Consider the following 26,797-nt stretch of genomic DNA (forward strand, 5'->3'; position numbering starts at 1 on the left):
CTTCAGGAAGCCCGAATTGTATGCCTAATCCAGAAACGGCGATCCGGTTCGCGTCATCCACAGATCCGACGACAGCCGCATGACATCGCTGAGCGACTCGCGGTGCGCGAAAGTCTGGCGCAGCCAACCGGCGTCGTTCAGCTGCTCGTAAGCGACGTTACGCAGGCGCCGCAGCGCCAGCAGTTCGGCGTCGTTTTCGGTATACCGCTTCAGATCGTCGAACCGCTCCAGTATGGCGACCGACAGCACCTGGCGGGTCGGCGTGTTCTGATCCTGACTAATGATCTCGCCGCGCAGTCCGTAGCGACTGGCCTGAAAACGGTTGTGCTGGTACAGCAGATAAAAATCCGGCGTGATCGTCAGCGGCCTCTCGGTCAACAGCCAGCGCGCCAGCAACTGCGCATAACAGCCGAGCAGCGCCGCGTGTTCGATCGTCAGCGGCGTGTCGCAGACGCGGATCTCGACCGTGCCGTATTCGGGCTTGGGCCGGATGTCCCAGTAAAAGTCCTTCATGCTGGTGACCACGCCCAGCTTCAGCAGCTTGTCGTAGTACGCCTCGAACTCGCTCCAGCGCGTCAGCAGCGGTGCGGTGCCCGACAGCGGGAAGGCCGACACCACGTTGCTGCGCGAGGAATCGAAGGCGGTATCGATGCCCTGGTAGAACGGCGACGCGGCCGACAGCGCGATGAAGTGCGGCACGAAGCGCGAAAACGCATGCGTCAGGTACATCGCATCGTCGCCGTTCGGCACGCCGATGTGAATGTGCTGGCCGAACACGGTAAAGGTCTTGGCCAGATAACCGTACTTGCTGTGCAGATCGAGGAAGCGCTCGCCCGGCGTGATGCGCTGCTCGCTCCAGTGCTGGAACGGATGCGCACCGCCGCCGGCGACGCCGATGTTGAGGTACTGGGCACCGCTCAGCAAGGACGCGCGCAATACTTTCAGTTCCTGCACCAGGTGGTCGACGCGGGTATGGATATCGGAGTTCAACTCGATCATGCCCTGCGTCATTTCAAGCTTGATCTGTTTCTGCAGCTCGCGCGGCTCGATCCAGGCCAGCAGGTCGACCGCATCGGTCGCCAGGTTGTAGTTGCGCCGGTTCAACAGCTGCAATTCGAGTTCGATCCCCATCGTGAACGGCTGCGAGGCGGTGAATGGCAGAATCGCTGCCGCCTCGATCGGAGGCGTCGGCTCGGCGGCGACATCGGCCATCGGGTCCGGATTGGTGTTGGTGTTGGTGTTGGTGTTGGTGTTGGTATTCATCCTGCCTCCTTACGCTTCGCGGCCGCTCTCGCCGGACTTGATCAGCGCAAACTGCGTCGCCACCGGACCGAACAATTCCAGCACGATCAGGCTGCCGGCCAGCAACGGTGCAATCGCCGTCGTCAAATTGGGATACAGGAAGGACACGGTCTGCATCAGCCCCAACCCGGCCTCGGTCATTGGCAGGCTGCCGATCGTAAGCAGCCCGGCCTGCTTCCAGTTCAGCCGCGCCGGCCGCGCAAACAGGAAGATGCTGCTGCCCATCGCGACGAAACGGGCGGCGACCAGCACCAGCACGGCGGCGCCGACCGTCAACAGGTCCGGCAGCCGGATTGACGCGCCGATGGTGACGAACAGCATCACGATGAACAGCTCGCTGGCGACGCCGAATTCCAGTTCCATCAGGTCATACTGCTGATCCAGATTTTTCGACAGGATCGCGAAGATCAGCATGGTCAAGAGCACCGGCAACTGCAGCGCGTGCGCGGCGCCGATGGTCAGGGTGATGACCGCGATCACCAGCACGAATTGGCGGCTGCGCTGACGCCCCAGCAATTGTGCCAGCGGCAGCATCAGGCGGTAGGTCAGATACGCCAGCAGGAACGAGCCGCCTAATGAATAGGCGGTGTGCGCGGCCATCCGCTGGAACGGAATATTGCCTTCGCGGGCTAGCAGTGGCAGCAACAGGTACACCGCCAGCAAGGCCAGCAGGATGTTGAGCGCGGTCATCGCCGCGAGGCGTCGCGTCACCATGCCTTCTGCCTTCAGGTCGCGCACCACCACCATCACCACCGCCGGGGCAGTGCCGATCGCCAGCACGCCGGCCAGCATTGCCACCGCGCGCGACAGGCCCAACCATTCGAGCGCGCCCCACACCAGCAGGAAGCACAGTGTGGCGCTGCAAAAGACGGTCGCCAGCAGCCATTTTTCACGCGCTAGCCAGCCCAGATCGAGGTAACGGCCGAGCTGGTAGACCATCAGCGCGGTCGCGACGTCGCCAAATACGCGCGCCAGGTTCAGCATGTCGCCGCTCAGCAAGTCGAGGCGGCCGGCGCCGAGCAGGAAGCCAATCAGCAAATAGCCGGTGATGCGCGGCACCCAGCGCACTTTGGTCACCAGATGGCCGCCCACCAGACCCAGCAGTAGCAGGCTACCGAAGACTAGCAGCGCATTCCACTGAATCGGTTGCGCCAGGGCGAAAGACGGAAGTGTCCATGACATAAACGTCCTTACAGAAGTACGGGCAGGCTTTGATCCTACCGGCCCGGAAAGTGGGAAATCAGTATAACGGCATGCACTGCGTTGCCGCTTTGATATTAAACATTTGCGACGGATGAGTCGAACAAGGCACTGGGTCCGATCAATTAGTTACCGGCAACTATCGCCACGAGAATTGCGGCTGCGACAGCGCCATCGAACTGGCCGAACCATTGGTTGAGGCGCCGCCAGTCTGACGGCGGTGTGGCAATGATAATGAAAATTGCGCAACTTGTGGTCCTGAGACCAGATACTGCCACGAAATTATACACCCGGCTGTATTTTTTAAAACCGCCGTATTATTTGCGGGAAGACGCACATTTTTCGGCATACTCCCGATAAATGTGCAAGAGATGGATGTCGCCGACGGTCCCGGTGCGCGCTGTTGATGGCGCACAAGGGAATCAGGTCAGCGTTATTGGAATACCATGTTTGCCGTCGGCAACGCATCCGACTGTTCGGCGCGTCCGGCCACGGTCGCGCAGCGCACCACGTCGCCGATCACGATGATGCTCGGGCTGCCGATATTCGACGCCGCCAGCGCAGCCGGGAGCTGGCCCAGCGTGGTGATCAGTTGCGCCTGGGATGCGCCGGTGGCGGACTGGATCACGGCCGCCGGCGTCGTCGCCGGCTTGCCGCCGGCCAGTAATGCGGCGGAAATCTCGCCGCACCGTGCGACGCCCATGTAGATCACCAGCGTCAGATTCAATTTGGCGAGCGCGGCCCAGTCGGGATTGGATTCAGCGGTCTTGCCGTGGCCGGTGACGAAAATCGCGCCCTGGCTCCAGTCGCGGTGGGTCAGCGGAATGCCGATCGATGCCGGCGCCGCCAGACCGCTGCTGATGCCGTTGATCACGTCCACCTCGATGCCAGCCGCCAGCAAGTGCGCACGTTCTTCGCCGCCGCGCCCGAAAATGAACGGATCTCCGCCCTTCAGCCGCACCACGCAGCGGCCGGCCTGCGCTTCGGCGATCATCAGGCGTTCGATGAATTCCTGCGGCGTCGACTGGCAACCGCCGCGCTTGCCGACCTGCACGATGCGGGCGCTGGCAGCTGCGTGTTGCAGCACGGCAGGATTGACCAGGTCGTCGATCAGGATCACGTCGGCGCGCGCGATCGCCTTGACCGCCTTGAGCGTCAACAGATCGGGATCGCCGGGGCCGGCGCCCACCAAAAAAACCTTACCTAAGTGCACCATGATCGCTCTGCCTGCTATGTAATTGTCCAGGAGCCTGTCCGATTTAGGGAATCGAAGCGAGAAATTAACTGAGCGAGGGCAGATTTTGCCGCTTTTGCAGTGTCAATAGCGAGCTATTGACCAAAAAAGCGGTGAAATATGCACCGCTCAGGTAATTTTGCAGCCGATTCTCCCTAAGTCCGACAGGCTCCTGGACACATGCAAACATTGTTCCACCTGCTCGGCGATCGGCTGCGGTATCGGCTGCTCGCCCTTCAGCGCCGCCTCGATCCAGCGCGCAGTGGTGTGCGCATCGCTCTCTGCCGGCAACGCCGGCAGGATGTCCACCGGCTCCTGCTTTTGCACCAGCACGGTGCGCTGGCCCTGATGGAACCATTCGATTTGCTGGCCGCGCCGCGCGTTGGCCACGGTTTCGCCCTCGGTACCGCGCATCAGGAAGGCGTCGCCGCGCTGCTGCGGTGCCGCACTGGCGAAATAGCTGGCCAGCATCTCGAGATATTCCGGATGGGTGTACGAGGTCAGGCGCAACGCCGGCTGCGCAAATGGCTGGATGATCTTGACCAGCGTGTGGGTCGAATTGCGCACCCCGAGCCGGCTGCGCATCGTCAGCAGGCGCGCCATGCGCGGGGCCAGCACCTCGATCGGCATGAAGATCGGTTCGCGCCGCGCCAAATGCGCCTCGGCCTCGGCCACCGACCGCGAGCACGGGTATCCCATGGCCTGCAAGATTTCTGCGGTGGTGACGCGACCGTGGTCGCGCGTGACGCCGTGTACCAGCACCGGCACACCTTGCCTGGCCAACAGCAGCACCAGCAGCGGTGTCAGGTTCGCCATATTGCGCGAGCCGTTGTAGCTCGGGATTACGATCGGTGCATAGCCCGCAGCATGGCCGGCAGGCACCACCAGCTGCTCGAACGAGGCTTCGGCGGCGTCGAGAAAACCGGCGATCTCGTCCACCGACTCACCCTTGATCCGCATCGCCAGCATGATGCCGCCCAGCTCCAGATCGGCAACCCGGCCGTCCAGCATCGCCGCATATAACGCAAACGCATCGTCGCGCGACAGGCTGCGCGCACCCTTCTTGCCGCGGCCGATTTCCTTGATGAAACGGCCGGCCGCGAAGGGTTCTGTGTGAGGTAGATTTTCCATATCCGAAGCTTACTATGAAGTGTTGCTGCTACCCACAGCTTGCGGATACCAGAGTGATTGCATGGAGATCGTTGCTGGCTAAGGTTTCTCGCCCCTAACCCCCTGCATGGGGGAGGGAACTTAAGCCGCCAGCTTGGGCGCAACCGATCGGAGCTGGATGATTTTTCGCAACTCCGGCACGCAAGAACCGCAACTGGTGCCGCACTTGAGCTTGCCCTGCAGCCCTGCCAGCAGCGTATCCGGCGCACCTTGCATGGCGCCCAAGGCGTCGCTGATCTCGCTGTCGGCCACGTTCAGGCAGGTGCAGATGATGCGGCCACGCGCCTTGAATCCTTGCGGCGCTTTCGATGACGGCATCAGCAACATGCGCCCCAGTTCGGCTACCGGCAATTCGGCTTCGAGATATTGCCGCAACCAGACTTCGGCCGAGATATCGCCGGCCAGCGCGACCGCGGTCAGCTTGCCGTCCTGCACCCGCATGTGACGCGCATTGCCGCGCTTGCTATCGTCGTAACGGAGCACGCCGGCCCCGACGATCCCGAAGCGGGCTTCTATCTCGGCGGTCAGCTCTGCCGCTGCCGGGTAGTCGTCGGCGGCACGCAACAACACACCGACCTTGTCGCGCCCGAACAGGGTGCAGGACGCATACGCAAATTTCTGCAGATAAGGGCGCAGCGCCGACTGCAGGGCCAACACCTGCGACGCATCGACCCAGCCGAACACCAGAAAACGCCATGGCAGCTCGGCTTTCAGTATCTTGACCGCCGCATGCTTCAGCTCCGGCTGCTTCGAGCTGGGGTCGAACACCGGCAGCGTCAATGCATTCACGCCATAACTGCCGTGGCCATCGTGGCCACGGCCCGACACGTACTCCTCGCCCCAGTGCATCGCGACGAATGCTTGCCCGGCACGCATGTCGTCGCCGCTGAGCGCCGGCAGAATTTGCGAGCCGCGCCGGCTGGTCACGTGCACCAGGTCGCCATTCTTGAGCAGGCGCCGCGTCATGTCGGTCGACGATAGCACCACCGCTGGCTCGGGCGCATGCGCAAACAGTTGCGCCACGGTGCCTGTGCGACTCATGCCATGCCATTGGTCGCGCAGGCGACCGGTGTTGAGGTGGAATGGATAACGCGCATCGACCGGCTCGGCCACCGGTCGGTAGACCGTGTTGACGAATCTGGCACGGCCGCTGGCTGTCGGAAAGATGCCGTCTTCATAGAGTCGCTGCTTGCCGCTGCTGGCGCCGGTCGGAAATGGCCATTGCTGCGGTCCCTGCTGCTCGAGGATCGCGAACGACAAGCCGGTGATGTCGAGGTCGCGGCCACGCGTCGATTCGCGATGCTCGTTCCAGATCGCCTCGCTGCTCCGATACGGAAACAGGCTGTGCTCCTTGCCCAGCCGCGCTTCCAGCTTGCGCGCGAAATCGCACACGATTTCCCAGTCATGGCGGGTCGCGCCGGGTTTCGGCAACGCGGCCTGGATCCGGGTGATGCGGCGTTCGGAATTGGTGACCGTGCCTTCCTTCTCGCTCCAGCTGGTGGCCGGCAACAATACGTCGGCATAGGCGACGGTGGCCGTCGTTTGGTAGGCTTCCTGCACGATCACCAGCTCGGCCTTCTTCAGCGCCTCGCGCACCAGTCGTTGGTCCGGCATCGATTGCGCCGGATTGGTGCACGCAATCCACAGGATCTTGATGTCGCCGGCGCGCACCGCGTCAAACAGTTCGACCGCAGTCTTGCCGGAGGTCGATGGCACCTGGTCGACACCCCACAGCGCGGCGACTTCGGCGCGGTGCTCTGGGTTGGCCAGGTCGCGATGGGCCGACAATAAATTGGCCATGCCGCCCACTTCGCGCCCGCCCATCGCATTCGGCTGGCCGGTCAGCGAGAACGGGCCGGCGCCAGGTTTGCCGATCTGGTGCGTGGCCAGGTGCAGGTTGATCAGCGCGGCATTTTTCGCGGTGCCGGACGAGGACTGGTTCAAGCCCTGGCAATACAGCGACAATGCACTCTTCGCCTGGCCGAACCAGCGCGCCGCCTGGATCAGATCGGCCTCGCTGATGCCGCAAATGTCGGCGACGTATTTGGGTGTATATTCGCGCACCGTCTGCTTCAACTCGGCGAAACCTTCGGTATGGGCCTCGATGTAGGCGCTGTCGATCAGGTCTTCCCACAGGCAGATGTGCAGCATGCCGTTGAACAGCGCAACATCGGACCCGGGCAGGATCGCCAAAAACAAATCAGCCTCGCGCGCGGTATCGGTGCGGCGCGGGTCAACCACGACCACCTTCAGGTTCGGGTTATTCTTGCGCGCGTCCTCGATGCGCCGGTACAGGATCGGATGCGCGTAGGCGGTATTGGAGCCGACGATGAAAATCAGCTCTGCGTGATCGATATCTTCATAACAAGCCGGCGGCGCATCGGCACCCAGCGTCTGCTTGTAACCGGCGACCGCGCTCGACATGCACAGGCGGGAATTGGTATCGATGTTATTGGTGCCGATCAAACCCTTGGCCAGTTTGTTGAAGACGTAATAATCTTCGGTCAGCAATTGGCCGGAAACGTAGAAACCGACGCTGTCCGGTCCATGCAGCCGGATCGTGTCGGCAAATTTTTTCGCGATAAGATCGAGCGTGTCGTCCCACGAAGCGCGCTCAAGCGGTGCGTTACGCGCACTGCGCAGCGCGGGAAACAGCGCCCGTGCCTGTTGCTGCAATCCCGCCTCTGCCGATAAATGCAGCGTGCTGCCCTTGGTGCAGAGTCGGCCAAAATTGGCCGGATGGTCGGGGTCGCCACGCACCCCCGTCACCTTCGCGCCATCCGACTGGACAATGATGCCGCAGCCGACTCCGCAATAGCAGCAGGTCGCTTTGGCTTCGAACCGATCCTGCGCACCGCCGGTGCGCCCGTTCTCGCCCTCCCCCTCAGGGCGAAGGCCGGGTTGAGGATGGGTTCGCATCAACTCACTCATGCAGCTTTAGCCTCGAGCGCCAGCGAGTTCAACTCTTCAGCGTCGAGCAGAACCTGGCCATTCTCGACCTTCACGCTGAATTTTTGGGTGCAGCCTTCATCCGGCGAAATTGCACATCCTGACCCCAATTCGACGTTCCAGTTATGCAAGGGGCAGGCGACGCGCTCGCCGAACACGATACCTTGCGACAGTGGACCGCCCTTGTGCGGACATTTATCGAGCAAGGCAAACACCTTGTCCTCGCCATTGCGAAAAACAGCCACCGGCACGCCTTGCGCTCGTTCTACCACACGCGAGCCCAGGGTCGGGATGTCCGTCACGCCACAGATTGTGATCCATTTACTCATGATATTCAGCTCAGTTCGGTTAACTCAGTTCGGTTAAATTAAGTTCAGCTGTCGATGGCGGAATAGTTCGATTCATTTCGACTCATTTCGAGTCATACTTCGAAAGTATCCGGACTACAACTTCAGCTTTTCGTACAAACCAGTGACGTGATCCATGACCTCAAGAATACGCTCGCTGGTGGTGGCAACTGTCGACGGAGCGGCCTTCTTGCTACTGACAGTGTCGGATTGAATCGCATTGTCGAAAAAAATCCATTGCATTTCCGCCAATTCCAGTTCATTACGAATTTCCGGCGTGTCTTGCACGGCGCGCTTCAATTCCGCATGCGCCTTGATGAATTCACTACGCGCCTTGTCAATCTCCGTGCGTGCATTGGTGTCAGCCACCCGCCATTCCAGCGCCTGTTGAAACTTCGCGATCCGTTGCGACAACATGCGCTGCCGACCGGAAATATTGACCAGCCTGGCAAGCGCGCCGCCGGCATTCTTTTCCAGCGCCACCGTCCCCTGATGCGCCAGCGCAAGCACCTCATCACTCAAGACCAAGACCTGGCGTGCTGCCCCGAGGTTCGGTGTCTTGACTGACAGCAGCTCCTTGTAAGGTCCCCACTTCAGCTCAAGTTGCTGGTAGATTTCCTTGATTTCAGGCGTCGGCGCGTAGGCCTTGAGTTCATTCAGTTGCCGTTCAAATGTCGCCAGCGATGCGTCCAGGTTTTTTTTCGAATGCTCGGTCTCGACCCCCATGCCAATCTGGAAATAGCACTTGGCCATGCGTTGCGACAACATGCGTTGCCGGCCCGCCTTGTTGATGGCGACTGCAGGGTCCGCAATCTGGGCATGGACGCTGTTGTTGAAAAAAATCAAACTCAAAAAAACCAGCAGCGCGGTGACCACAGACGGCCACTGGTTTTTTACCGCATTGCATTGCCTCGTCTTGCGCATGCTTACGCTTTCAGCATCTCGAACTGACGCGTATCGACCAGCGCCTTCTCTGGTTCGTGCCACGGATCGACCTCGCCATCCAGCGCGAACAGCAGCCGCTCATACAGCGCCTTGCGGTGCTCCGCATCTTCCAGTACGGCTTTCTTGACGTGATCGAGCCCGACCCGCGCGATGTAATGCACGGTGCGTTCCAGATACCAGCCTTGTTCGCGGTACAACTGCAGGAAGGCGCCGGCATATTCCAGCACTTCTTCATGCGTCTTCAGCTTGACGAAGAAATGCGCGACTTCGGTCTTGATGCCGCCATTGCCGCCGACATAGATTTCCCAGCCGGAATCGACGCCGATCACGCCGACATCCTTGATGCCCGACTCGGCGCAATTGCGCGGGCAGCCGGACACCGCAATCTTCACCTTGTGCGGCGCATACATGCGCGCCAGCGCATGCTCCAATTGCTGACCCATCAGGGTCGAATCCTGGGTGCCGAAGCGGCACCATTCTGAACCCACACAGGTTTTTACGGTGCGCAACGCCTTCGCATAGGCCAGGCCACTTGGCATGCCGAGGTCCTGCCAGACCGCGCGCAAATCTTCTTTCTTGACGCCCAGCAAATCGATACGCTGGCCGCCGGTCACTTTCACGGTCGGTATGTTGAATTTATCAACCACATCGGCAATGCGGCGCAGTTCCGATGAATTCGTGTGTCCACCCCACATCCGCGGAATCACCGAATAGGTGCCGTCCTTCTGGATGTTGGCGTGCGCCCGCTCGTTGATGTAGCGCGATTGCGGATCGTCCTTGGCTTCATGCGGCCAGGTCGACAGCAGGTAGTAATTGAGTGCCGGGCGGCAGCTCGCGCAACCGTTCGGGGTGCGCCACGCCATCAACTCCATGGTGCCGGCGATCGTCAACAGTTTGTTGAGCCTGATCGCGTCGCGCACTTCCTGATGGGTGTGATCGGTGCAGCCGCACATCGGCTTGGCCTTGGTCGCCACCGAATAGTCGCCGCCGGCGGTGAACATGATGATCTGCTCGACCAGCCCGGTGCAGGAACCGCACGAGGCCGACGCCTTGGTGTGCTTGCGCACGTCTTCGATCGTGAACAGGCCTTTTTCCTTGATCGCCTTGACGATGGTGCCTTTGCACACGCCGTTGCAACCGCACACCTCGGCACTGTCCGGCATCGCCGCGGCCATCGTGAAGCCTTCATGACCGAGATCGCCCGGACGCCCGGTATTGGCCTCGCCAAACATCAGGCTATCGCGGATCTCCGCGATATTTTTCCCTTCGCGTAACAGCTTGAAATACCAGCTGCCATCGACGGTATCGCCATACAGGCAGGCACCGACCAGCTTGTCGTCTTTCAGCACCAGCCGCTTGTAGACGCCGCCGATCGGATCGGATAACACGATTTCTTCAGTGCCTTCGCCGCCCATGAATTCGCCGGCAGAAAACAAATCGATGCCGGTCACCTTCAACTTGGTCGACGTGACCGAACCCTGGTAGCGGCCGATACCGAAATTGGCCAGATGGTTGGCGCATACCTTGCCCATCTCAAACAACGGTGCCACCAGGCCATACGCAATGCCGCGATGGTTGACGCATTCGCCGACTGCGTAAATGCGCGGGTCGTAGGTTTGCATGGTGTCGTTGACGACGATGCCGCGATTGCAGTGCAGACCGGTAGCTTCCGCCAGTGCGGTATTCGGGCGGATGCCGACCGCCATCACCACCAGTTGCGCCGGGATCTCGAGGCCATCGGTGAAACGGATCGCTTTCACGTGACCCGCTTCATCAGCGATCAATTCTTGCGTATTTTTTTCGAGCAAGAAATTCAGGCCGCGATCTTCCAGCGATTTTTGCAGCATCTTGCCGGCAACCGGGTCGAGCTGACGCTCCATCAGCCAACCCGGCAGATGCACCACGGTCACGTTCATACCGCGCATCTTCAAGCCATTCGCCGCTTCCAGTCCCAGCAAGCCACCACCGATGACGACCGCATCGGTATGCTTTTGTGCCGCCTCGATCATCGCGTTAGTGTCGTGGATGTCCCGATACGAGATCACGCCATCCAGATCTTTGCCCGGCACCGGCAGCATGAATGGCATGGAGCCAGTCGCCAGCAGCAGGCGGTCATATTCGGCCGTGGTGCCGTCTTCCGCGATCACCACGCGTTTTACGCGATCGATCCTGGTGATTGTCTTGCCGAGATGCAGCGTGATCTTGTTTTCAGCGTACCAATCGACATCGTTCAACATGATGTCCTGGATAGTCTGCTCGCCCGACAGCACCGGCGACAACAGGATCCGGTTGTAATTGGCATACGGTTCGGCACCAAAGACGGTGATGTCGTAGATGTCGGGCGCAATCTTCAGCAACTCTTCCAGTGCACGCACGCCAGCCATACCATTGCCTACCATTACTAATCTCAGCTTCTTCATTACCATCCTCTAGCGGAAAATTGTCTCCACCTCGGCATAAGCAAAAGCAATGCCATGCCATTTCCGGTAGCCGCCAGCGAGATCGATAGCCGCCAGCACTTCAATCGTGCACCGCGCTACCCCTTTTGGTGCGACGCACAACAATGAGTCGTTTTTGGGAATTTTGCCGCGTCCCACGGCAGATAAGCCGTGGCACGACCCTTGCGTAGTGCAGCGTCATCATTCACCGTAAGCAGGAACCACCCCATGCAAAAAAATTCATTCTGGAAAGCCGGACACACACCCACCCTGTTCGCGGCGTTTTTCTACTTTGACCTGAGCTTCATGGTGTGGGTCATCCTGGGCCCACTTGCCGTGCTGATCGCCAAAGACATGGGGCTGACCGCGGCACAAAAAGGCTTGATGGTGGCGACGCCCTTGCTGGCAGGTGCGCTGCTACGCATCGTGATGGGCGTGCTGGTCGATCATCTGCAACCAAAGAAGGCCGGCATCATCGGCCAGATTGTGGTGATGATCGGTTTGCTGTGGGCTTGGCTGGGGCACCTGAATAGTTATGGCAGCCTGCTGGTGCTCGGCATCATCCTCGGCATGGCAGGTGCGGCCTTTGCGGTCGCGCTGCCGCTGGCGTCGCGCTGGTATCCGCCGCAGCATCAGGGAACAGCGCTCGGCATTGCCGGCGCCGGCAATTCTGGCACCGTGTTCGCCGCGCTGTTTGCGCCGTCACTGGCGATCGCCTTTGGCTGGCAAAACGTGTTTGGCCTGTGCCTGATTCCGTTGGGCATTGCCTTCCTGGTTTACCTATACTGTGCGAAAGATGCGCCATCGGCACCGCCCGCCAAAGCCATGATCGAGTATCTGAAAGTGCTGAAAGACAAGGACGCCTGGTGGTTCATGTTTTTCTACAGCGTCACGTTTGGCGGCTTCTCCGGCTTGGCATCCTCGCTGACGATTTATTTCAACACCCAGTACGGTCTGTCGCCGGTGACTGCCGGTTATTTCACCGCCGCCTGCGTGTTCGCCGGTTCGCTGGTGCGGCCGATGGGCGGCCGGATTGCGGATCGCATCGGCGGCATCAAGACGCTGTCGATCATGTACGCGCTGGCAGCGGTCTTCCTGTTCATCGCCAGCATCGGCCTGCAGTCGGCAGTGGCGGCGGTCGTCGTTTTTGTGCTGGCGATGCTGGCGCTGGGCACCGGCAACGGCGCGGTGTTTCAGCTGGTGCCACAACGTTTCCGCAAGGAAATCGGCGTGATGACTGGCTTGGTGGGGATGGCGGGCGGCGTCGGCGGCTTTTATCTGGCGTCCAGCATGGGCTACTCGAAGCAGCTGACCGGCAGCTATCAAGTGGGTTTAGTCCTGTTCGCGACGCTGGCGTTAGTTGCGCTGATCGGCCTGTCACTGGTCAAGAAGCGCTGGCGTACCACCTGGGGTTCGGCCGCGATGACGGATGCGATGGTTTAATGACCACGACCACAAGAAATAATCTCCGACACCTTGTTGATGACTGGTCGACCTTCTTGCAGGGGTCCCCGATGTCGCTGTCCGTCACCACCAGCCATGCGTCGCTCGCCGGTCCGCGCGAGCGCAACGAGGACTTCGTCGGCATGGTCACGCCGACCGACCCGGAGCTGTCGACCAAGGGCCTGATGGCAGCCGTGGCCGATGGCGTGTCCGGCAATGAAGGCGGGCGCGAAGCGTCGGAGTACACGGTACGCGGCTTGCTGGCCGACTATTATGCGACGCCGGATACCTGGGAAATCAGTACCGCGCTGGAGCGCGTGGTCAGCGCCATCAACAGTTGGGTCCTGAGTCAGGGCGCGGCGCGGCGGGAAATGGCCGGCATGGCCACGACGCTGACCGCGCTGGTGTTGCGTGGTCGCATGTACTACACCGCACATGTCGGCGACTCGCGCTGTTATCTGTTACGCAATGGCACGCTGCAGCGCCTGACCCAGGACCATGTCTGGGAACGGCCCGAGATGCGGCATGTGCTGACGCGCGCGATCGGGCTCGATAGCCGCATCGCAATCGACCACGGCATGGGCGAGATGCAGGTCGGCGATCTGTTTCTGCTGGCGTCTGACGGCGTCTGGGCCGCGCTCAGCGAATACGACATCACCGCGCTGCTCAGTGACGTGGCGCGCGGCCAGCAGCCGGCACAGGATGCGGCGCAGGCGCTGTGCGAGCGCGCGCTGGCCGCTGGCTCGCAAGACAATGCCAGCGCCATCGTGCTGCGGGTCGACCAGGTGCCGCAAGGCGATTTGCGCGACCTGCTGTCGCAGGAGCGCCATCTGCACGTGCCCCCCAGACTGAAGCCGGGTCAAATGATCGACCATTACCTAGTCGAAGAAGTCATACACGTGTCGCCGGCAAGTCTGCTGTATCGTGTGCGCGATACCCACGGCGGCCGCCAGCTGGTGCTGAAAACCATCACGCCGGAGCGCGCCGACGACCCCCAGGAATGCAGCGCTTTCACGCATGAAGAGTGGCTCGCCAAGCGGGTCGTCGCGCGCTTTTTCCCGCAAGTCATCACGCCGCAACAAAAGAGTTATTTGTACTACCTGACCACTTGGCATGCCGGCAGCACATTGCAGCAACTGCTCGATGCCGGCATCCATTTCACGGTCCCGGAAGCGATCGCGCACGGCACCCAACTGGTGCGCGCGATCGGTGCGCTGCACCGGCGCAGCATCATCCACCGCGATATCAAGCCGGCCAACACCCACGTCGGCGACGATAAGCAGTTGCGGGTGCTGGATATGGGGGTCGCGCAATCCGGACTGAAAGCCGAGAGCGCGAACGCCACGCAGCAGGCGGCGATGGCAGGCACGCCGTCCTTTCTCGCGCCGGAACAATTCGAAGCAAAGGCGGCGTCGCGCCAGACCGATTTGTACGCTGCCGGCGTCACGCTGTATTACCTGCTGACCCGGCGCTACCCGTATGGCGAGATTGAACCGTTCCAGCATCCACGTTTCGGCACGCCGGTGCCGCCGACCCGCTATCGGCCCGACATCCCGTGGTGGCTGGAAAACGTGTTGTTGAAGGCGGTCGCGCGCGACCCGGCCGACCGCTTTGAAACCGCGGAAGAATTCCTGCTGGCGCTGGAACGCGGTGCCAGCCGGCCGCTCGCCGCACCGGCCCCGACACCGCTGGTCCGGCGTGATCCTGTGTCGCTATGGCGCACCGTGGCGATCGTCTCGCTGGTGCTCAACCTGCTGCTGCTTTACTTGATCGCGGTCCGTTAGGGCTGGTCTTTTTACCATGTGCGATGCGCGCACTGCACCGTTTGCGCTTCCGCCATCAGATCAAGAAATTGATCGATATTCATGTGTATCAATTGCTCGTGATCGCCGACTTCGAAGTATATGTCCGGCTGCCGCATCAGGCTTTCATCGAGATAAGTCTGCATGCCATACGCGGTGCAGACCGGTGGCACTGCCCCCAGCTCGCAATCCTTGAACAACTCGCGCATCCCGCTTTCGCCCGCCAGTATCAGGTGGCGACCGGTCCTTTTTCGCATTTCAGACAAACGCACATGATAGGTTGACGGCAGCACCGTCGCGACATAACCAAATTCGTCTTGCAACAGCACCGTCTTGGCCAGTTGATCGCCGGGAATGTGCGCGGCTTGCGCCGTGTCCATGCTGGTGTGGCTATGCGGGTGACGCAAGATTTCGTATCGACTACCTTTATTGCGCAGGCAATCTTCCAGTGTAGCTGAGACTGACATGATGCTCTCCTTCCATGCTGAGACGGATGGAAAATTGCTCCCTTTAGACTCCCTTTTTTGCACCATATTGTCAATTCACTATAGTGAAAGTTTGGTCATCTGTGAAGGCCGCATTTTGCGCTACGCATTGCGTTCCTGTGCTTGTCCGCGAGCAAGGAGTCCCGCGGATCTTCCGCCGACGTCGCGCCTTTACGCTGCTTCCTGCAACGCCGGATGCGCCTGACGGTGATACAGGAATTCAAGCACCGAGGTCCGGTATTCTCCATACAGCGCATCCTGCGCCAGCGCCACCCGCTCGCGCGGCCGTTCCAGCCGCACTTGCAGGATCTCGCCGATGGTCGCCGCCGGTCCATTAGTCATCATCACGATCCGGTCGGACAGCAACACCGCCTCATCCACATCGTGCGTCACCATCACGACGGTCGAACCGGTCTTGCTGATGATTTTCAGCAACTCATCCTGCAAATGGGCGCGCGTCAATGCATCGAGCGCGCCAAATGGCTCATCCATCAGCAACACTTTCGGTTCCATCGACAGCGCCCGCGCAATTCCGACCCGCTGTTTCATGCCGCCCGAAATCTCGTGCGGACGCTTGTGCTCCGCGTGCATCAGCCCGACCAAGCCCAGTGCGGCCCGGGTGCGCTCTGTCAGCCGCGCCTTCGACTCGGTCGCACCGAACACGCGCTCGACCGCCAGATGCACGTTCTGGTAACAGGTCAGCCAAGGCAGCAGCGAATGATTTTGAAACACCACCCCGCGCTCCGGCGATGGCCCGGCGATTTCGCGCTTGGCGCACAGCAGCGTGCCATCGGTTGCGGTCAGCAGGCCGGCGATCAAGTTCAGCAGCGTCGATTTGCCGCAACCGGAATGACCGATCAGCGTGATGACCTCGCCCTTTTTCACCGTCAGGTTAATGTCACGCAATGCGTGGAACGTTCCTTTTTTGGTATGAAACGCCATTTCCACATGTTGAATCTCGATGAATTTGTTGAACGCGTTATCCGTCATTGTTTTCTCCACTTTCTCAACTTTCCCCACACCGCATGTCAATGCCGGTTCGCTGATGCGACGCATCGCATCGCATCGCAGCCTAGCTACCCACTTCTTCGTACGTGAATGCCTTGGCCAGCGCCACCAGCGCCTGTTCCAGCAATAAACCCACGACGCCGATCACCACGATCGCGATGATGATGTGTGGCACGTTCAAGTTATTCCATTCATCCCAGACCCAGAAACCGATACCGACACCGCCGGTCAACATTTCCGCTGCGACAATCACCAGCCACGCGGTGCCGATCGCCAGCCGGACGCCGGTCAGCATGTAAGGCAGCACCGACGGGAACAGTATCTTGGTGAGGATCTTCCACTCGGACAGATTCAATACCCTGGCCACGTTCATGTAATCTTGCGGCACCCGCTGCACACCCACCGCGGTGTTGATGATCATCGGCCAGATCGAGCAAATGAAAATGGCCCAGATCGCCGCCGGATTGGCGGCCTTGAACACCAGCAGACCGATCGGCAGCCACGCCAACGGCGACACTGGCTTGAGCAGGCTGATGATCGGACCGAACATGCCCGACAAGAACTTGAAACGGCCCACCATGAATCCGAGCGGGATGCCGATCAGTGCCGCCAGACTGAAGCCGACGGCGACGCGCTTCAACGAAGCGAGGATGTTCCAGCCGATGCCCTGATCGTTCGGTCCTTTTTGATAAAACGGATCGGAGAACAGTTTGATCGCCTCGTTCAGCGTCAGCAGCGGCGACGGAATGCCGCTGTTTTTTTCCGCGACAATTGCCCACACCAGCACCAGCAAGGCCAAACCCAGCAACGGCGGCAAGACGGCCGCAAAGAGTGCCCGCAACGACGACCCTTTGTTGCCGGTTTTCGGTCGCGAGGCAACTGCAACGATGGCTTTCCTGGTTTCGATCTGATCCGATTTGGCAGACATTTTTTTAGGGACGGACGCCGATGGCGGCGCTGCTGGCGGCGCTGCGTTCTGATTTAATACCGTGTCTATCACTGCATTCATGGCGCCTCCTTAAGCCTTGATCTTGAACGAAGCGGCATACGCTGCCGGATTCTTGCCATCCCACACCGTGCCATCCATCAGCTTGCTGGATCGCATCACGTCCTTGGGCAGATTGACCTTGGCCATGCTGGCGGCTTCCTTGTACAAATCGATCTGATTAACGGCCTTCGCCACCGCCAGGTAATCGGGATCGCTCTTGAGCAGACCCCAGCGCTTGTGCTGGGTCAGGAACCACATGCCGTCGGACAGGTAAGGGAAATTGACTGCGCCGTCGTTGAAGAACTTCATGAAGTTCGGGTCATCCCAGGTCTTGCCCAGGCCGTTCTGGTAACGACCAAGGATGCGCTGATTGATCACGTCGACCGAGGTATTCACGTACGATTTATCGGCAATGGTCGCCGCCATCTTGTTTTTATTGGACAGCGAGGCGTCGATCCAGCGGCTCGCTTCCAGAATTGCGGCGGTCACTGCGCGCGCGGTATTCGGATATTTCTGGACGAACTCGGCGGTCGTGCCGAGCACTTTTTCCGGGTGATCTTTCCAGATATCCTGGGTTGTGGTGGCAGTGATGCCGATGCCATCGACGATCGCGCGATGGCCCCACGGTTCACCGACGCAAAAGCCGTCCATGTTACCGACCCGCATATTGGCGACCATTTGCGGTGGCGGCACGGTGATGACCTTGGCCTCCCGCATCGGATTGATGCCGTTCGCAGCCAGCCAGTAGTACAGCCACATCGCGTGGGTGCCGGTCGGGAAGGTTTGCGCAAAGGTGTACTCGCGCTTGTCGGTTTGCATCAATTTGGCAAGACCGGCGCCGTCGACTGCCCCCTTGTCTGCAATTTTCTTCGACAGCGTGATCGCCTGGCCATTGTTGTTGAGTGCCATCAACACCGCCATGTCCTTCTTCGGCCCGCCGATGCCAAGTTGCACGCCGTAGATCAAGCCATACAGCACATGCGCGGCGTCGAGCTCGCCATTGACCAGCTTGTCGCGCACGCTGGCCCACGAAGATTCTTTGGTAGGAATAATCTTGACGCCGTATTTCTTGTCGAAACCCAGCACCGACGCCATGATCACCGAGGCGCAATCGGTCAACGGGATGAAGCCAATCCTGACTTCCTCTTTTTCCGGTTTATCGGAACCGGCAGCCCATACGCCCCGCGTGGCCAAACCGGCGAAGGCGCTGGCCGTGAGGCTCGCCCCAACCTTCAGGATGGTGCGTCGGCGCGTGTTGGTATTGCTGTCTTCTGTCGTCATGAGGTCCTCGAGATCCAAGTGGTATGGGCAAAAAGAAAGGCGTCCGGTCAGCGTGAGCTTGGCTCACCTGACTCGGACGCCTTTGTCCAAATTGTCTCGACCGACGTTGGTCAAAACGAATTAATGTTCACTGTACTGTTCGCAGCGCCGCCGTTGGCGCTACCTACTCCATTGCAATTGGTGTGCCAGCCAGATTCGGAATCTTTTGGCGCAATCTGCTCCCTTTACAACCAATTTCCGCTCTATTTTTGTGCGACGCATCAAAATGAGGCGCAAAAGATCAGCCCAGCAATTCGGCCGCATCGAGTATCCGTTGCGCCACATCCGACAATTTCAGATTCTTGTCCATCGCCAGCCGGCGCAGCTTTTGATAAGCCTCGTCTTCCGTCATCTTGTGGCGCTCCATCAGCAAGCCCTTGGCGCGGTCGATGGTCTTGCGCTCGGCCAGCTTGAGCTTGGTATCGGATAATTCGGTGCGCAATTTCTGGTCGACATTGAAGCGTGCCAGCGCCACATCGAGCACCGGCTTGATGCGCTCGGACTGCAAACCGGCGACGATGTAAGCCGACACGCCGGCCGCCATCGCCGCTTCCATACTCGACTTGTCATGGTCCTCGGTAAACAGGACGATCGGGCGCGGCGCGCCCTGAGTCGCTATCACGACATGCTCCAGCACGTCGCGCGCATCCGATTCGGCATCGATGATGATCATGTCGGGCTGCAATTGCGCCACCCGGTCCGGCAAATGCAGATCCGCCGGAAACACCGCGATGATGTTATAGCCCGCCTCCAGCAAGCCGATCCGCAAGGCGCGCGCCCGCTCGGCTTGGGCCCAGGCCAGCTCGTCCTGCTCGCCTTCGGGCGGCATGATGGAATTGATGACGACGATGCGCAGCGAGCGCACGTCATTGGGTGGGTATCGATTCATCGCCATTCGTCAGACACGCCAGACACTTCGGGCCTCGTTATTGATGGAGTAGGTTGGGAGTACATTAGGAGTACGTTCGGAATACGTTACAATCCACGCAAGAATCACGCCAACTGTCTCCCCATGCTCGTTCTAGGTATTGAATCGTCCTGTGATGAAACCGGTATTGCGCTGTATGACACGCAAAAAGGTTTGCTGGCGCACGCGCTGCATTCGCAAGTCGCGATGCATGAAGCCTACGGCGGGGTCGTGCCCGAACTGGCCTCGCGCGACCATATCCGGCGCGCGATACCGTTGCTGGAACAGTGTTTTGCCGCGGCTGGCGTGGAACACGCGGCGATCGATGCGATCGCCTATACGCAAGGGCCGGGCTTGGCCGGCGCGCTGCTGGTCGGCGCCTCGGTTGCCTGCAGTTTGGGGCTGGCGCTCGGCAAGCCGGTGCTCGGTGTGCATCATTTGGAAGGCCATCTATTGTCGCCGTTGCTGGCCACGAATGCATCCTATGCGCCGCCACGATTTCCATTCGTGGCCTTGCTGGTATCGGGCGGCCATACCCAGCTGATGCGGGTCGATGGCGTCGGCCAATATGCCTTGCTGGGCGACACGCTGGACGACGCCGCCGGCGAAGCGTTCGACAAATCGGCCAAGCTGCTCGGACTTGGCTATCCCGGCGGACCGGCGATTTCGCGCATGGCTGAATTCGGCGACCCGCTGGCCTACAAGCTGCCCCGACCGATGTTGCATTCGAAGGATCTGAATTTCAGCTTTTCCGGCTTGAAAACCGCGGTGCTGACGCTGGTCAAGAACCATCCCGCCAATATCTGCGAGCAGGACAAGGCCAATATCGCGCGCGCATTCGTCGATGCGATGGTCGAGGTGCTGGTCGCAAAATGCATCGCGGCGCTCAAGCAAACCGGCCTGAATCGGCTGGTCATCGCCGGCGGCGTCGGTGCCAACGCACAATTGCGCAGCGCGCTCAATGCCGCGGCCGACAAGAAGCGCTTTCAGGTGTTCTACCCGGAACTGGAATTTTGCACCGACAACGGCGCGATGATCGCCTTTGCCGGCGCGTTGCGCCTGCAACGCGATCCGGCAGCGGCGACGCATGATTATGCGTTCAATGTGCGGCCACGCTGGCCGCTCAATGAGTTGACCTGAGTCGCGCAGTTGTGACCGATGGTGTCAGACCTTCAGTGCCGGAGAATCACGCCGGGTTAGCGTAATCACGCTGGCCGCAGCTCATTTCTTCTTGCTGCCCAGGCGCCCTTCCTTACCCGCCATCAGATTCGCTATATTCTGCCGATGCCGGTAAACCAGTAGCACGCTCATCGCCAATACCGCAAAAAAAGTGGCGTCGACGCCAAACAGCAAACCCGAATAAAACGGTGCGAAGATTGCCGCTATCAGTGCCGCCAGCGACGAGTACCGGAAGGCATAGGCCACCACCAGCCAGGTCACCAGTGTCGCCAGCCCCAGCCACGGATTGATGCCGAGCAGCACGCCCAGTGCGGTGGCGACGCCCTTGCCGCCGACAAAACGAAAATACACCGGCCACAGATGACCGAGAAATACCGCGATGGCGACCAGTGCGATGCCGCCGTCTTCCATACCGAACTGCGGGCCATAGCGCTGCGCCAGCCACACCGCCAACCAGCCCTTGAAGCCGTCGCCGATCAGGGTCAGCACGGCTGCCGCCTTGTTACCGCTGCGCAGCACGTTGGTGGCGCCGGGATTGCGCGAGCCATAGGTGCGGGGATCGGACAGGCCGAACAGTTTGCTGACCACCACCGCGAAGGAGATCGAGCCGATCAGGTAGGCGGCGATTGCGAACAGTATTGTGACCATCGACTTTCTTTCTTTTTTATCTACGAATTTGTTGGCAGCACGGCATCTTGGTTGCCGATGCGCACGCTAGTGTAATCGCGCCTGCGCATTTTTTTCGGTATTTTCAAGGATTTTTAACGGCATATCTGAGCCATCGCGACTACTGCGCCATGCCCACCTGGACCAGTACCGGCCGCAGTACTCGCACCAGCTCCTGCGGTTCGATCCCGACCAGATAGCCGCGCCGGCCGCCGTTGATATACAGCCGCGGCAAATCGCAGATGCTTTGTTCCAGATAGATGGGCATGTGCTTTTTTGTGCCGAACGGCGAGGTGCCGCCGACCAGGTAGCCGGTGTGGCGCTGCGCCACTTCGGGTTTGCAGGGTTCGATCGATTTGACGCCGGCGGCACGGGCCAGCGCCTTGGTCGAGACTTTCCGCGTGCCGTGCATCAGCACCAGCAGCGGCGCCCCGGTTTCGTCTTCCATCACCAAGGTCTTGACTACCGCATACTCGTCGACCCCGAGCGCCTGCGACGATACGCTGGTGCCGCCGTGCGGCTGGTAGTCATACAGATGATCGGTGAAGACGATGCCCGCATCGCGCAGGAATTTGGTGGCGGGGGTTTCGGGAGCGTGTTTTGACATCGGGATTGCAGGTTGCGGTTGGACTATCGTGCACAGCCCGGTATCGTACCAAAATGACGAACACTATAGCCAATGCCGGTATAGGCGACCGCTGGCATGCGTGATACGCTAGTTCCAAACACCGCGAGGACACGATGCGACAAGAAATCCATTTTGCCACCTTCAATGTCCGCAATCTGGCGCTGCCGGGTGCGAAGTATTACGACAATCAGGAGCCGTACACACTGGCCGAATATGATGCCAAGGTCAGCTGGATCGCACAGCAGATCGATCGCCTGAACGCGGACGTGATCGGTTTCCAGGAAATTTTTTCACAACAGGCGTTAAAGGATGTGCTGGCCCGCAGCCAGCATTATCGCCAGGCGCATCATCTTGGCTTCGACCCCGACCCGCGGCTGCCGCTGACGCCGAGCGTGGCGCTGGTCTCCAAACTGCCTCTGATCGAAGGCACCAATACCTACGCCGAGTTGCCGCGCAATCTGGCGGTCACGCTGCCCGATGCGGTGGATGCCACCAACCGCTTCACGCGGCCAGTGCTGCATGCACGGGTAGCCGTGTCCAGCGAACTGGTGATCAATGTGTTCGTGGTGCACCTGAAGTCGAAGCGGCCGGACTTCAATAACGGCGAGAACGACGACGATCCGTATCATCTTGGTATCGCGAGCCTGCGCTCGCTGATCAAGCGCGGTACCGAGGCGTTGGGCCTGCGCTATCTGCTGACCGATGCGGTGCAGGACAATCGGGTACCGCTGGTGGTGATGGGCGACTTCAACGACGTGGCGACGGCGGTCTCGACCCAACTGGTGATGGGCGCCGGGCGGCATGGCAAGACGGGTTTCGACGATCGGCTGTTCGACAGTTACCTGATCCAGTCGCGCCACGATCCGGTACGCAATGTGGGCTTCAGCAGCGTGCATGAAGGCAGTTACGAAACCATCGACCACATCCTGGTGTCGGAGGAATTCAATCCAGCCTCGCGCTTTGCGATCGGCGAAGTGACCGAGGTACTGTACCTGAACGACCATGTCGCACTGCGCCAGCCGGAGACTTCCGATCACGGCCAGGTGCTGGTGCGGATCAGGCTGTATGGTGCCGCGAACGGAAACGGCGACGGGATGATGGCCACCGACAATCGTGGCGGCGCTGCGCTCGCGCCCGGTGCCACAGGCGACATCGCGCCGGCAAGCAGCCCCGCATCCACCGTCCCCGGCATGGCGCCGGGTCCAATCACTCCAGCGATGTAAGTGGCACGCAAACCATGCCATGCGCTCGATGGTCCTGCGCTGTCGGCGTGGACCGAACGCCTCAATGCCTCAATGCCACAGCGACTGTCCATCAATCGGCGCCCGCAGCCGCGCCAGATTCTGCGGTGACAACGACCGGCTGGAGTAGTAGCCCTGATATACGTCGCAGCCATGCGCCTGCAGGAAATCGAGCTGCGCAGCGGTCTCGACGCCTTCGGCGATCACTTTCAGGTTCATATTTTTCGCCATCGCGATGATCGCGCTGATGATCGCGGCGTCGTCCGGGTCGTCGCCGATGTCGCGCACGAAGGATTTATCAATCTTCAACTTGTCGATCGAAAATCGTTTCAGATCACTCAGGCTCGAAAATCCGGTGCCGAAATCGTCGAGCGCCAGCTTGATGCCCAGTTTACGCAGCGCCTTCATGGTCTCGACCGTGCGATCGTCGGTGCCCATGAGGATGCCTTCGGTGATTTCCAGTTCCAGGTATTTCGGATCCAGGCCGGTCTGCTGCAGTACATCGGTCACGCTTTGCAACAGGTCTTTTTGGCGGAGCTGGGACACTGACATGTTGACCGACACCACCATTGGCATGCCGTCGTCGAGCCAGACCCTGGCTTGGCGACAGGCGGTCGTCAGTACCCAATTGCCGATCGCGTTGGCCAGGCCGCAATCGTCGGCGATCGGTATGAAGCGCGCCGGCGACAGCAGCCCCAGCTCTGGATGGCGCCAGCGCAGCAGGGCTTCGGCACCAATGATGCGGCCGCTGGCGATGTCGATCTCGGGCTGGTATTCGAGGAAAAAGTCGCCCTGCGCGAGCGCCTGCTTCAGGCTGTTTTCCATCGAGGTACGTTCGACAATGCGCAGGTTCATGTCGTCGTTGAAAAACTGGTAGCCGTTGCGGCCGCTTTGCTTGGCGTGATACATCGCGAGGTCGGCATTCTTGATCAGCATGTCGATGTCCTTGCCATCGCCCGGATAGATGCTAATGCCAATGCAGGTCGTGATCACAATCTCGTAGTTCTCGATCTTGCATGGCATCGCCAATGATCGCAGCACGTTGGCCGCGATGTGCGCCGCGTGCGCCTGGCCGCCGGGGTTGATCAGCAGGATCACGAATTCATCCCCCCCCTGGCGGCTGACGGTGTCGACGCTGCGCACACATCTTTTAAGACGCTCGGCTACCACTTGCAACAGCTTGTCGCCAATATGATGGCCCATCGAGTCGTTGATGCTCTTGAAGCGGTCGAGATCGAGGAACAGGATCGCCAGCTGGCCGCTGGTGCGTTCCGCCGCGCCGATTGCCTGCCCGAGCCGGTCGAGCAGCAGCAGACGGTTTGGCAAGCCGGTCAGGAAGTCATGCTCGGCGATGTGGCGGGTCTTGTCCTCGGTTGCCTTGCGCTCGGAAATATCGGAGAAAATCGCGATGTAATTACAGACCTGATGCCGGTGATTGCGCACCACCGTGATCGACAGCCACTGCGGATACACCGGTCCGCCCTTGCGCGTTCCCAGCAATTCGCCTTGCCAGTGATCGCTGGCCGTGAGCTGGTCCCAGATGGTGCGGTAAAACTTGGGGTCGTGCAGGCCGGTGCGCAACATCGGCGGCGCCTTGCCGATCACTTCATCGGGACGAAAACCGGTGATGTCGGTAAATGCCTCGTTGACCGACATGATCCGCCGGTGGCGGTCGGCGATCAGGATCGCCTCGCGGCTGTTCTGAAATACCTGTGCCGCCAGGTGCAACGATTGTTGGTCGCTCTTGCGTTTCGAAATATCGCGCACCACCGCATACAGCAAGGGGCCATGGTCGATCGGGATCGCAGTGATTAGCACCTCGCACCAGAACGGCTCATGCTTGCTGTCGAGATATTGCCACTCGAAACGGTGGTTACCCTTCTGCTGTGCCAACCGGAGCATCGCGCGCGCCTTTTCATACGAGGGCTTGCCGTCGGGTTGTCGCGGCGGCGAAATATCTTCCATAAATCTGCCGACCAAAGTGGGCTTTTCCGCATACCCGAACAGCTTTTGTGCGGCCGGATTGACATCGAGAAAACGCGCCTCTTCGATCTGCATGATGGCGTCGGCAGAGCTGTCAAACAGGGCGTGAAAATGGCCCTCTCTTGCCATCAGCGCCGACACTTCGGCCTGCTTGCGCCCGGTGACATCAACGTCCATACACAAAATCTGACTGACAGCGCCCTGTCGGAACACCGGCAGCATGGTGGAATATACCGTCAGAGCACGCCCGCCGCGGGTGCTGACTTGCCATTCGGCCGGCATGGTCGGCACTCCGGTATCCCAGATCTGCTGAACTACGGCGGAAAATTCCTGCTCCCGCTCGGGATGCGACAGCAGCTCGCGCATCGATTTGCCGAGCGCATCGGCGGTCGCGATCTGGTACAGCGCGGCACTTGCACTATTCCACAGACGCACGACGCCGTTGCGGTCGAAACTCAGGACCGCCATCACCGACGAGTCTTCGATCATCGCCACAAAATGCGACATCGCGTCACGCAAAATATCGCGCGCATCCAGATCGGCCCCGACATCTATGTCTGCCGGCGATGCGTGAATCGACGCTTGCATCGATGCCGGATGCGGGCCGATGCCGGCTTCCTGCCGACTGCCAGCTTCAGACGCGGCGGCACCGGTGTCTGGTGGAGGGCGGGAACCATTTCCGGGGACTGACTTGAGCACTGCACTGGTCCTTGAAGACTGATGCCAAATTCACGTTGCGTCGGGCCCGGTCAGGCAGACTTCGCAACAGCCTCGTAACGCACAGCATGCACCGTTATATGGCGGCTCTAAAGCTGGTGCAAAAATGTAATCGGCCGCGACTCCGAACGCGCGCAGTCCATCGCGGTCTTGCCACATTCATTCTCATCCGTGGTAACCGAAAGTCAATTGAGCTAGGTCAATAGCTTGATTGCATTATTCGATTCGGCGCCATCATGCGCCGCAGTCACTGTCGGCTGCCATGCCAATATACTGCCGCATACAGCACCCCATTTATCAATTAAGTCTTAGGTAATTTTTATATACCCCACGCATCAATTTTCCGGCCCGGCAAAGCCTGAAGAATGCCGGCCACAGTTAAACGTCGTTGCTGCAATCACTCCAGCCGCGCTTTTTTGCATTCCATGCCATCCAAGCCGCAGCCCGTCGCATTCCGTTAGCACCGGCTGCCACCTTTACTTACAGTGATCGGACCCGACGGCGCCGGGGGGAAATGATACGGCAAAGCGGGGCAAATCGATGACGCGAGATCGGTGCCACGGCCAGCGCGGCAGCATGCGGTACGCGCCGCCATGCGGACGAATTTTGTCGCAGCCAGTGGCATTGTGAGCGGCGATCTTCCCGCATAATATCGGACGCTCAGAATAAGTAACAAAAAGATGCACCGGCAGCCGGGTCCGACACCTGGAACGGCGATGACAGCCGCATGAAGAATCAGCGAGGAGATAGATACTCCAATATCAAGTCGTTCTTCCCACTTAAAAAATAAAGGCGTCAAGCCCATACTCCCATATCAATGCAGGGATCACGGACAGCATGAAGTA

At 60.1% G+C, this 26,797-nt stretch carries 20 protein-coding genes; 4 read left to right on the forward strand and 16 right to left on the reverse strand.

What is annotated here, in order from left to right:
• Positions 1–24: 24 nt before the first annotated feature.
• From ACFOFO_RS02665 to nirB, 8 genes are all read right to left on the reverse strand, one after another.
• A complete protein-coding gene (locus ACFOFO_RS02665; protein WP_390322616.1) occupies positions 25–1,263 on the reverse strand; it encodes a YbdK family carboxylate-amine ligase in 1,239 nt (412 codons plus the stop codon).
• A gap of 9 nt (positions 1,264–1,272) precedes the next feature.
• Entirely contained in the window at positions 1,273–2,484 is a 1,212-nt protein-coding gene (locus ACFOFO_RS02670; protein WP_390322615.1) for a cation:proton antiporter, read from the reverse strand.
• Between the two features lie 451 nt (positions 2,485–2,935).
• The gene (gene cobA / locus ACFOFO_RS02675; RefSeq protein ID WP_390322614.1) at positions 2,936–3,718 is read right to left on the reverse strand and encodes a uroporphyrinogen-III C-methyltransferase; all 783 of its coding nucleotides are present in this window, start codon (positions 3,716–3,718) and stop codon (positions 2,936–2,938) included.
• 147 nt (positions 3,719–3,865) lie between these two features.
• On the reverse strand, positions 3,866–4,867 hold the full coding sequence (ybiB, locus tag ACFOFO_RS02680) for a DNA-binding protein YbiB (RefSeq protein WP_390330787.1): 1,002 nt from the start codon (positions 4,865–4,867) through the stop codon (positions 3,866–3,868).
• Between the two features lie 120 nt (positions 4,868–4,987).
• Positions 4,988–7,825, reverse strand: coding sequence for a nitrate reductase (locus ACFOFO_RS02685; protein ID WP_390322613.1), 2,838 nt, complete (start codon positions 7,823–7,825; stop codon positions 4,988–4,990).
• An 8-nt stretch (positions 7,826–7,833) separates the two neighbouring features.
• Complete coding sequence (nirD, locus tag ACFOFO_RS02690; protein ID WP_390330788.1) at positions 7,834–8,184, reverse strand: nitrite reductase small subunit NirD; 351 nt, start codon at positions 8,182–8,184, stop codon at positions 7,834–7,836.
• 114 nt (positions 8,185–8,298) lie between these two features.
• Entirely contained in the window at positions 8,299–9,054 is a 756-nt protein-coding gene (locus ACFOFO_RS02695) for a type IV pili methyl-accepting chemotaxis transducer N-terminal domain-containing protein (RefSeq protein ID WP_390322612.1), read from the reverse strand.
• A 74-nt stretch (positions 9,055–9,128) separates the two neighbouring features.
• The gene (gene nirB, locus ACFOFO_RS02700; protein ID WP_390330789.1) at positions 9,129–11,567 is read right to left on the reverse strand and encodes a nitrite reductase large subunit NirB; all 2,439 of its coding nucleotides are present in this window, start codon (positions 11,565–11,567) and stop codon (positions 9,129–9,131) included.
• A 246-nt stretch (positions 11,568–11,813) separates the two neighbouring features.
• Here nirB and ACFOFO_RS02705 point away from each other — a divergent pair, with 246 nt between their 5' ends.
• Both ACFOFO_RS02705 and ACFOFO_RS02710 read left to right on the forward strand, forming a co-directional pair.
• Entirely contained in the window at positions 11,814–13,028 is a 1,215-nt protein-coding gene (locus ACFOFO_RS02705; protein WP_390330790.1) for a nitrate/nitrite transporter, read from the forward strand.
• A 71-nt stretch (positions 13,029–13,099) separates the two neighbouring features.
• A complete protein-coding gene (locus ACFOFO_RS02710; protein WP_390330792.1) occupies positions 13,100–14,812 on the forward strand; it encodes a protein kinase domain-containing protein in 1,713 nt (570 codons plus the stop codon).
• Positions 14,813–14,823: 11 nt separating this feature from the next.
• Here the strand turns inward: ACFOFO_RS02710 and ACFOFO_RS02715 are convergent, their stop codons facing one another.
• The 5 genes from ACFOFO_RS02715 to ACFOFO_RS02735 all read right to left on the reverse strand — a co-directional run bounded on the left by ACFOFO_RS02715 (position 14,824) and on the right by ACFOFO_RS02735 (position 19,520).
• Positions 14,824–15,297 carry an aminoacyl-tRNA deacylase gene (locus ACFOFO_RS02715; RefSeq protein ID WP_390322608.1) on the reverse strand — a complete coding sequence of 158 codons (474 nt, stop codon included), beginning with the start codon at positions 15,295–15,297 and terminating at the stop codon, positions 14,824–14,826.
• A gap of 189 nt (positions 15,298–15,486) precedes the next feature.
• Entirely contained in the window at positions 15,487–16,305 is an 819-nt protein-coding gene (locus tag ACFOFO_RS02720) for an ABC transporter ATP-binding protein (RefSeq protein WP_390322607.1), read from the reverse strand.
• 82 nt (positions 16,306–16,387) lie between these two features.
• The gene (gene ntrB, locus ACFOFO_RS02725; RefSeq protein ID WP_390330794.1) at positions 16,388–17,332 is read right to left on the reverse strand and encodes a nitrate ABC transporter permease; all 945 of its coding nucleotides are present in this window, start codon (positions 17,330–17,332) and stop codon (positions 16,388–16,390) included.
• A 9-nt stretch (positions 17,333–17,341) separates the two neighbouring features.
• Positions 17,342–18,592, reverse strand: a complete 1,251-nt coding sequence (locus ACFOFO_RS02730) for a CmpA/NrtA family ABC transporter substrate-binding protein (protein ID WP_390330796.1) — start codon at positions 18,590–18,592, stop codon at positions 17,342–17,344.
• A gap of 280 nt (positions 18,593–18,872) precedes the next feature.
• Entirely contained in the window at positions 18,873–19,520 is a 648-nt protein-coding gene (locus ACFOFO_RS02735) for an ANTAR domain-containing response regulator (RefSeq protein ID WP_390322604.1), read from the reverse strand.
• 123 nt (positions 19,521–19,643) lie between these two features.
• On the opposite strand from ACFOFO_RS02735, the gene tsaD reads away from it, so the two are divergent.
• Positions 19,644–20,678 (forward strand): tRNA (adenosine(37)-N6)-threonylcarbamoyltransferase complex transferase subunit TsaD, encoded by a 1,035-nt coding sequence (gene tsaD, locus ACFOFO_RS02740; protein WP_390322603.1) that lies wholly within the window; start codon positions 19,644–19,646, stop codon positions 20,676–20,678.
• 81 nt (positions 20,679–20,759) lie between these two features.
• Here the strand turns inward: tsaD and plsY are convergent, their stop codons facing one another.
• Both plsY and ybaK read right to left on the reverse strand, forming a co-directional pair.
• On the reverse strand, positions 20,760–21,365 hold the full coding sequence (gene plsY / locus ACFOFO_RS02745; protein ID WP_390322602.1) for a glycerol-3-phosphate 1-O-acyltransferase PlsY: 606 nt from the start codon (positions 21,363–21,365) through the stop codon (positions 20,760–20,762).
• Between the two features lie 139 nt (positions 21,366–21,504).
• A complete protein-coding gene (gene ybaK, locus ACFOFO_RS02750) occupies positions 21,505–21,996 on the reverse strand; it encodes a Cys-tRNA(Pro) deacylase (RefSeq protein ID WP_390327882.1) in 492 nt (163 codons plus the stop codon).
• Between the two features lie 128 nt (positions 21,997–22,124).
• On the opposite strand from ybaK, the gene ACFOFO_RS02755 reads away from it, so the two are divergent.
• Complete coding sequence (locus tag ACFOFO_RS02755; RefSeq protein ID WP_390322601.1) at positions 22,125–23,234, forward strand: endonuclease/exonuclease/phosphatase family protein; 1,110 nt, start codon at positions 22,125–22,127, stop codon at positions 23,232–23,234.
• Between the two features lie 69 nt (positions 23,235–23,303).
• Here the strand turns inward: ACFOFO_RS02755 and ACFOFO_RS02760 are convergent, their stop codons facing one another.
• Positions 23,304–25,934, reverse strand: coding sequence for a sensor domain-containing protein (locus tag ACFOFO_RS02760; protein ID WP_390322600.1), 2,631 nt, complete (start codon positions 25,932–25,934; stop codon positions 23,304–23,306).
• Positions 25,935–26,797: the final 863 nt, after the last annotated feature.

The organism is Pseudundibacterium arcticum, assembly GCF_042646465.1.
Taxonomy (GTDB): Bacteria; Pseudomonadota; Gammaproteobacteria; order Burkholderiales; family Burkholderiaceae_D; genus Undibacterium_A; species Undibacterium_A arcticum.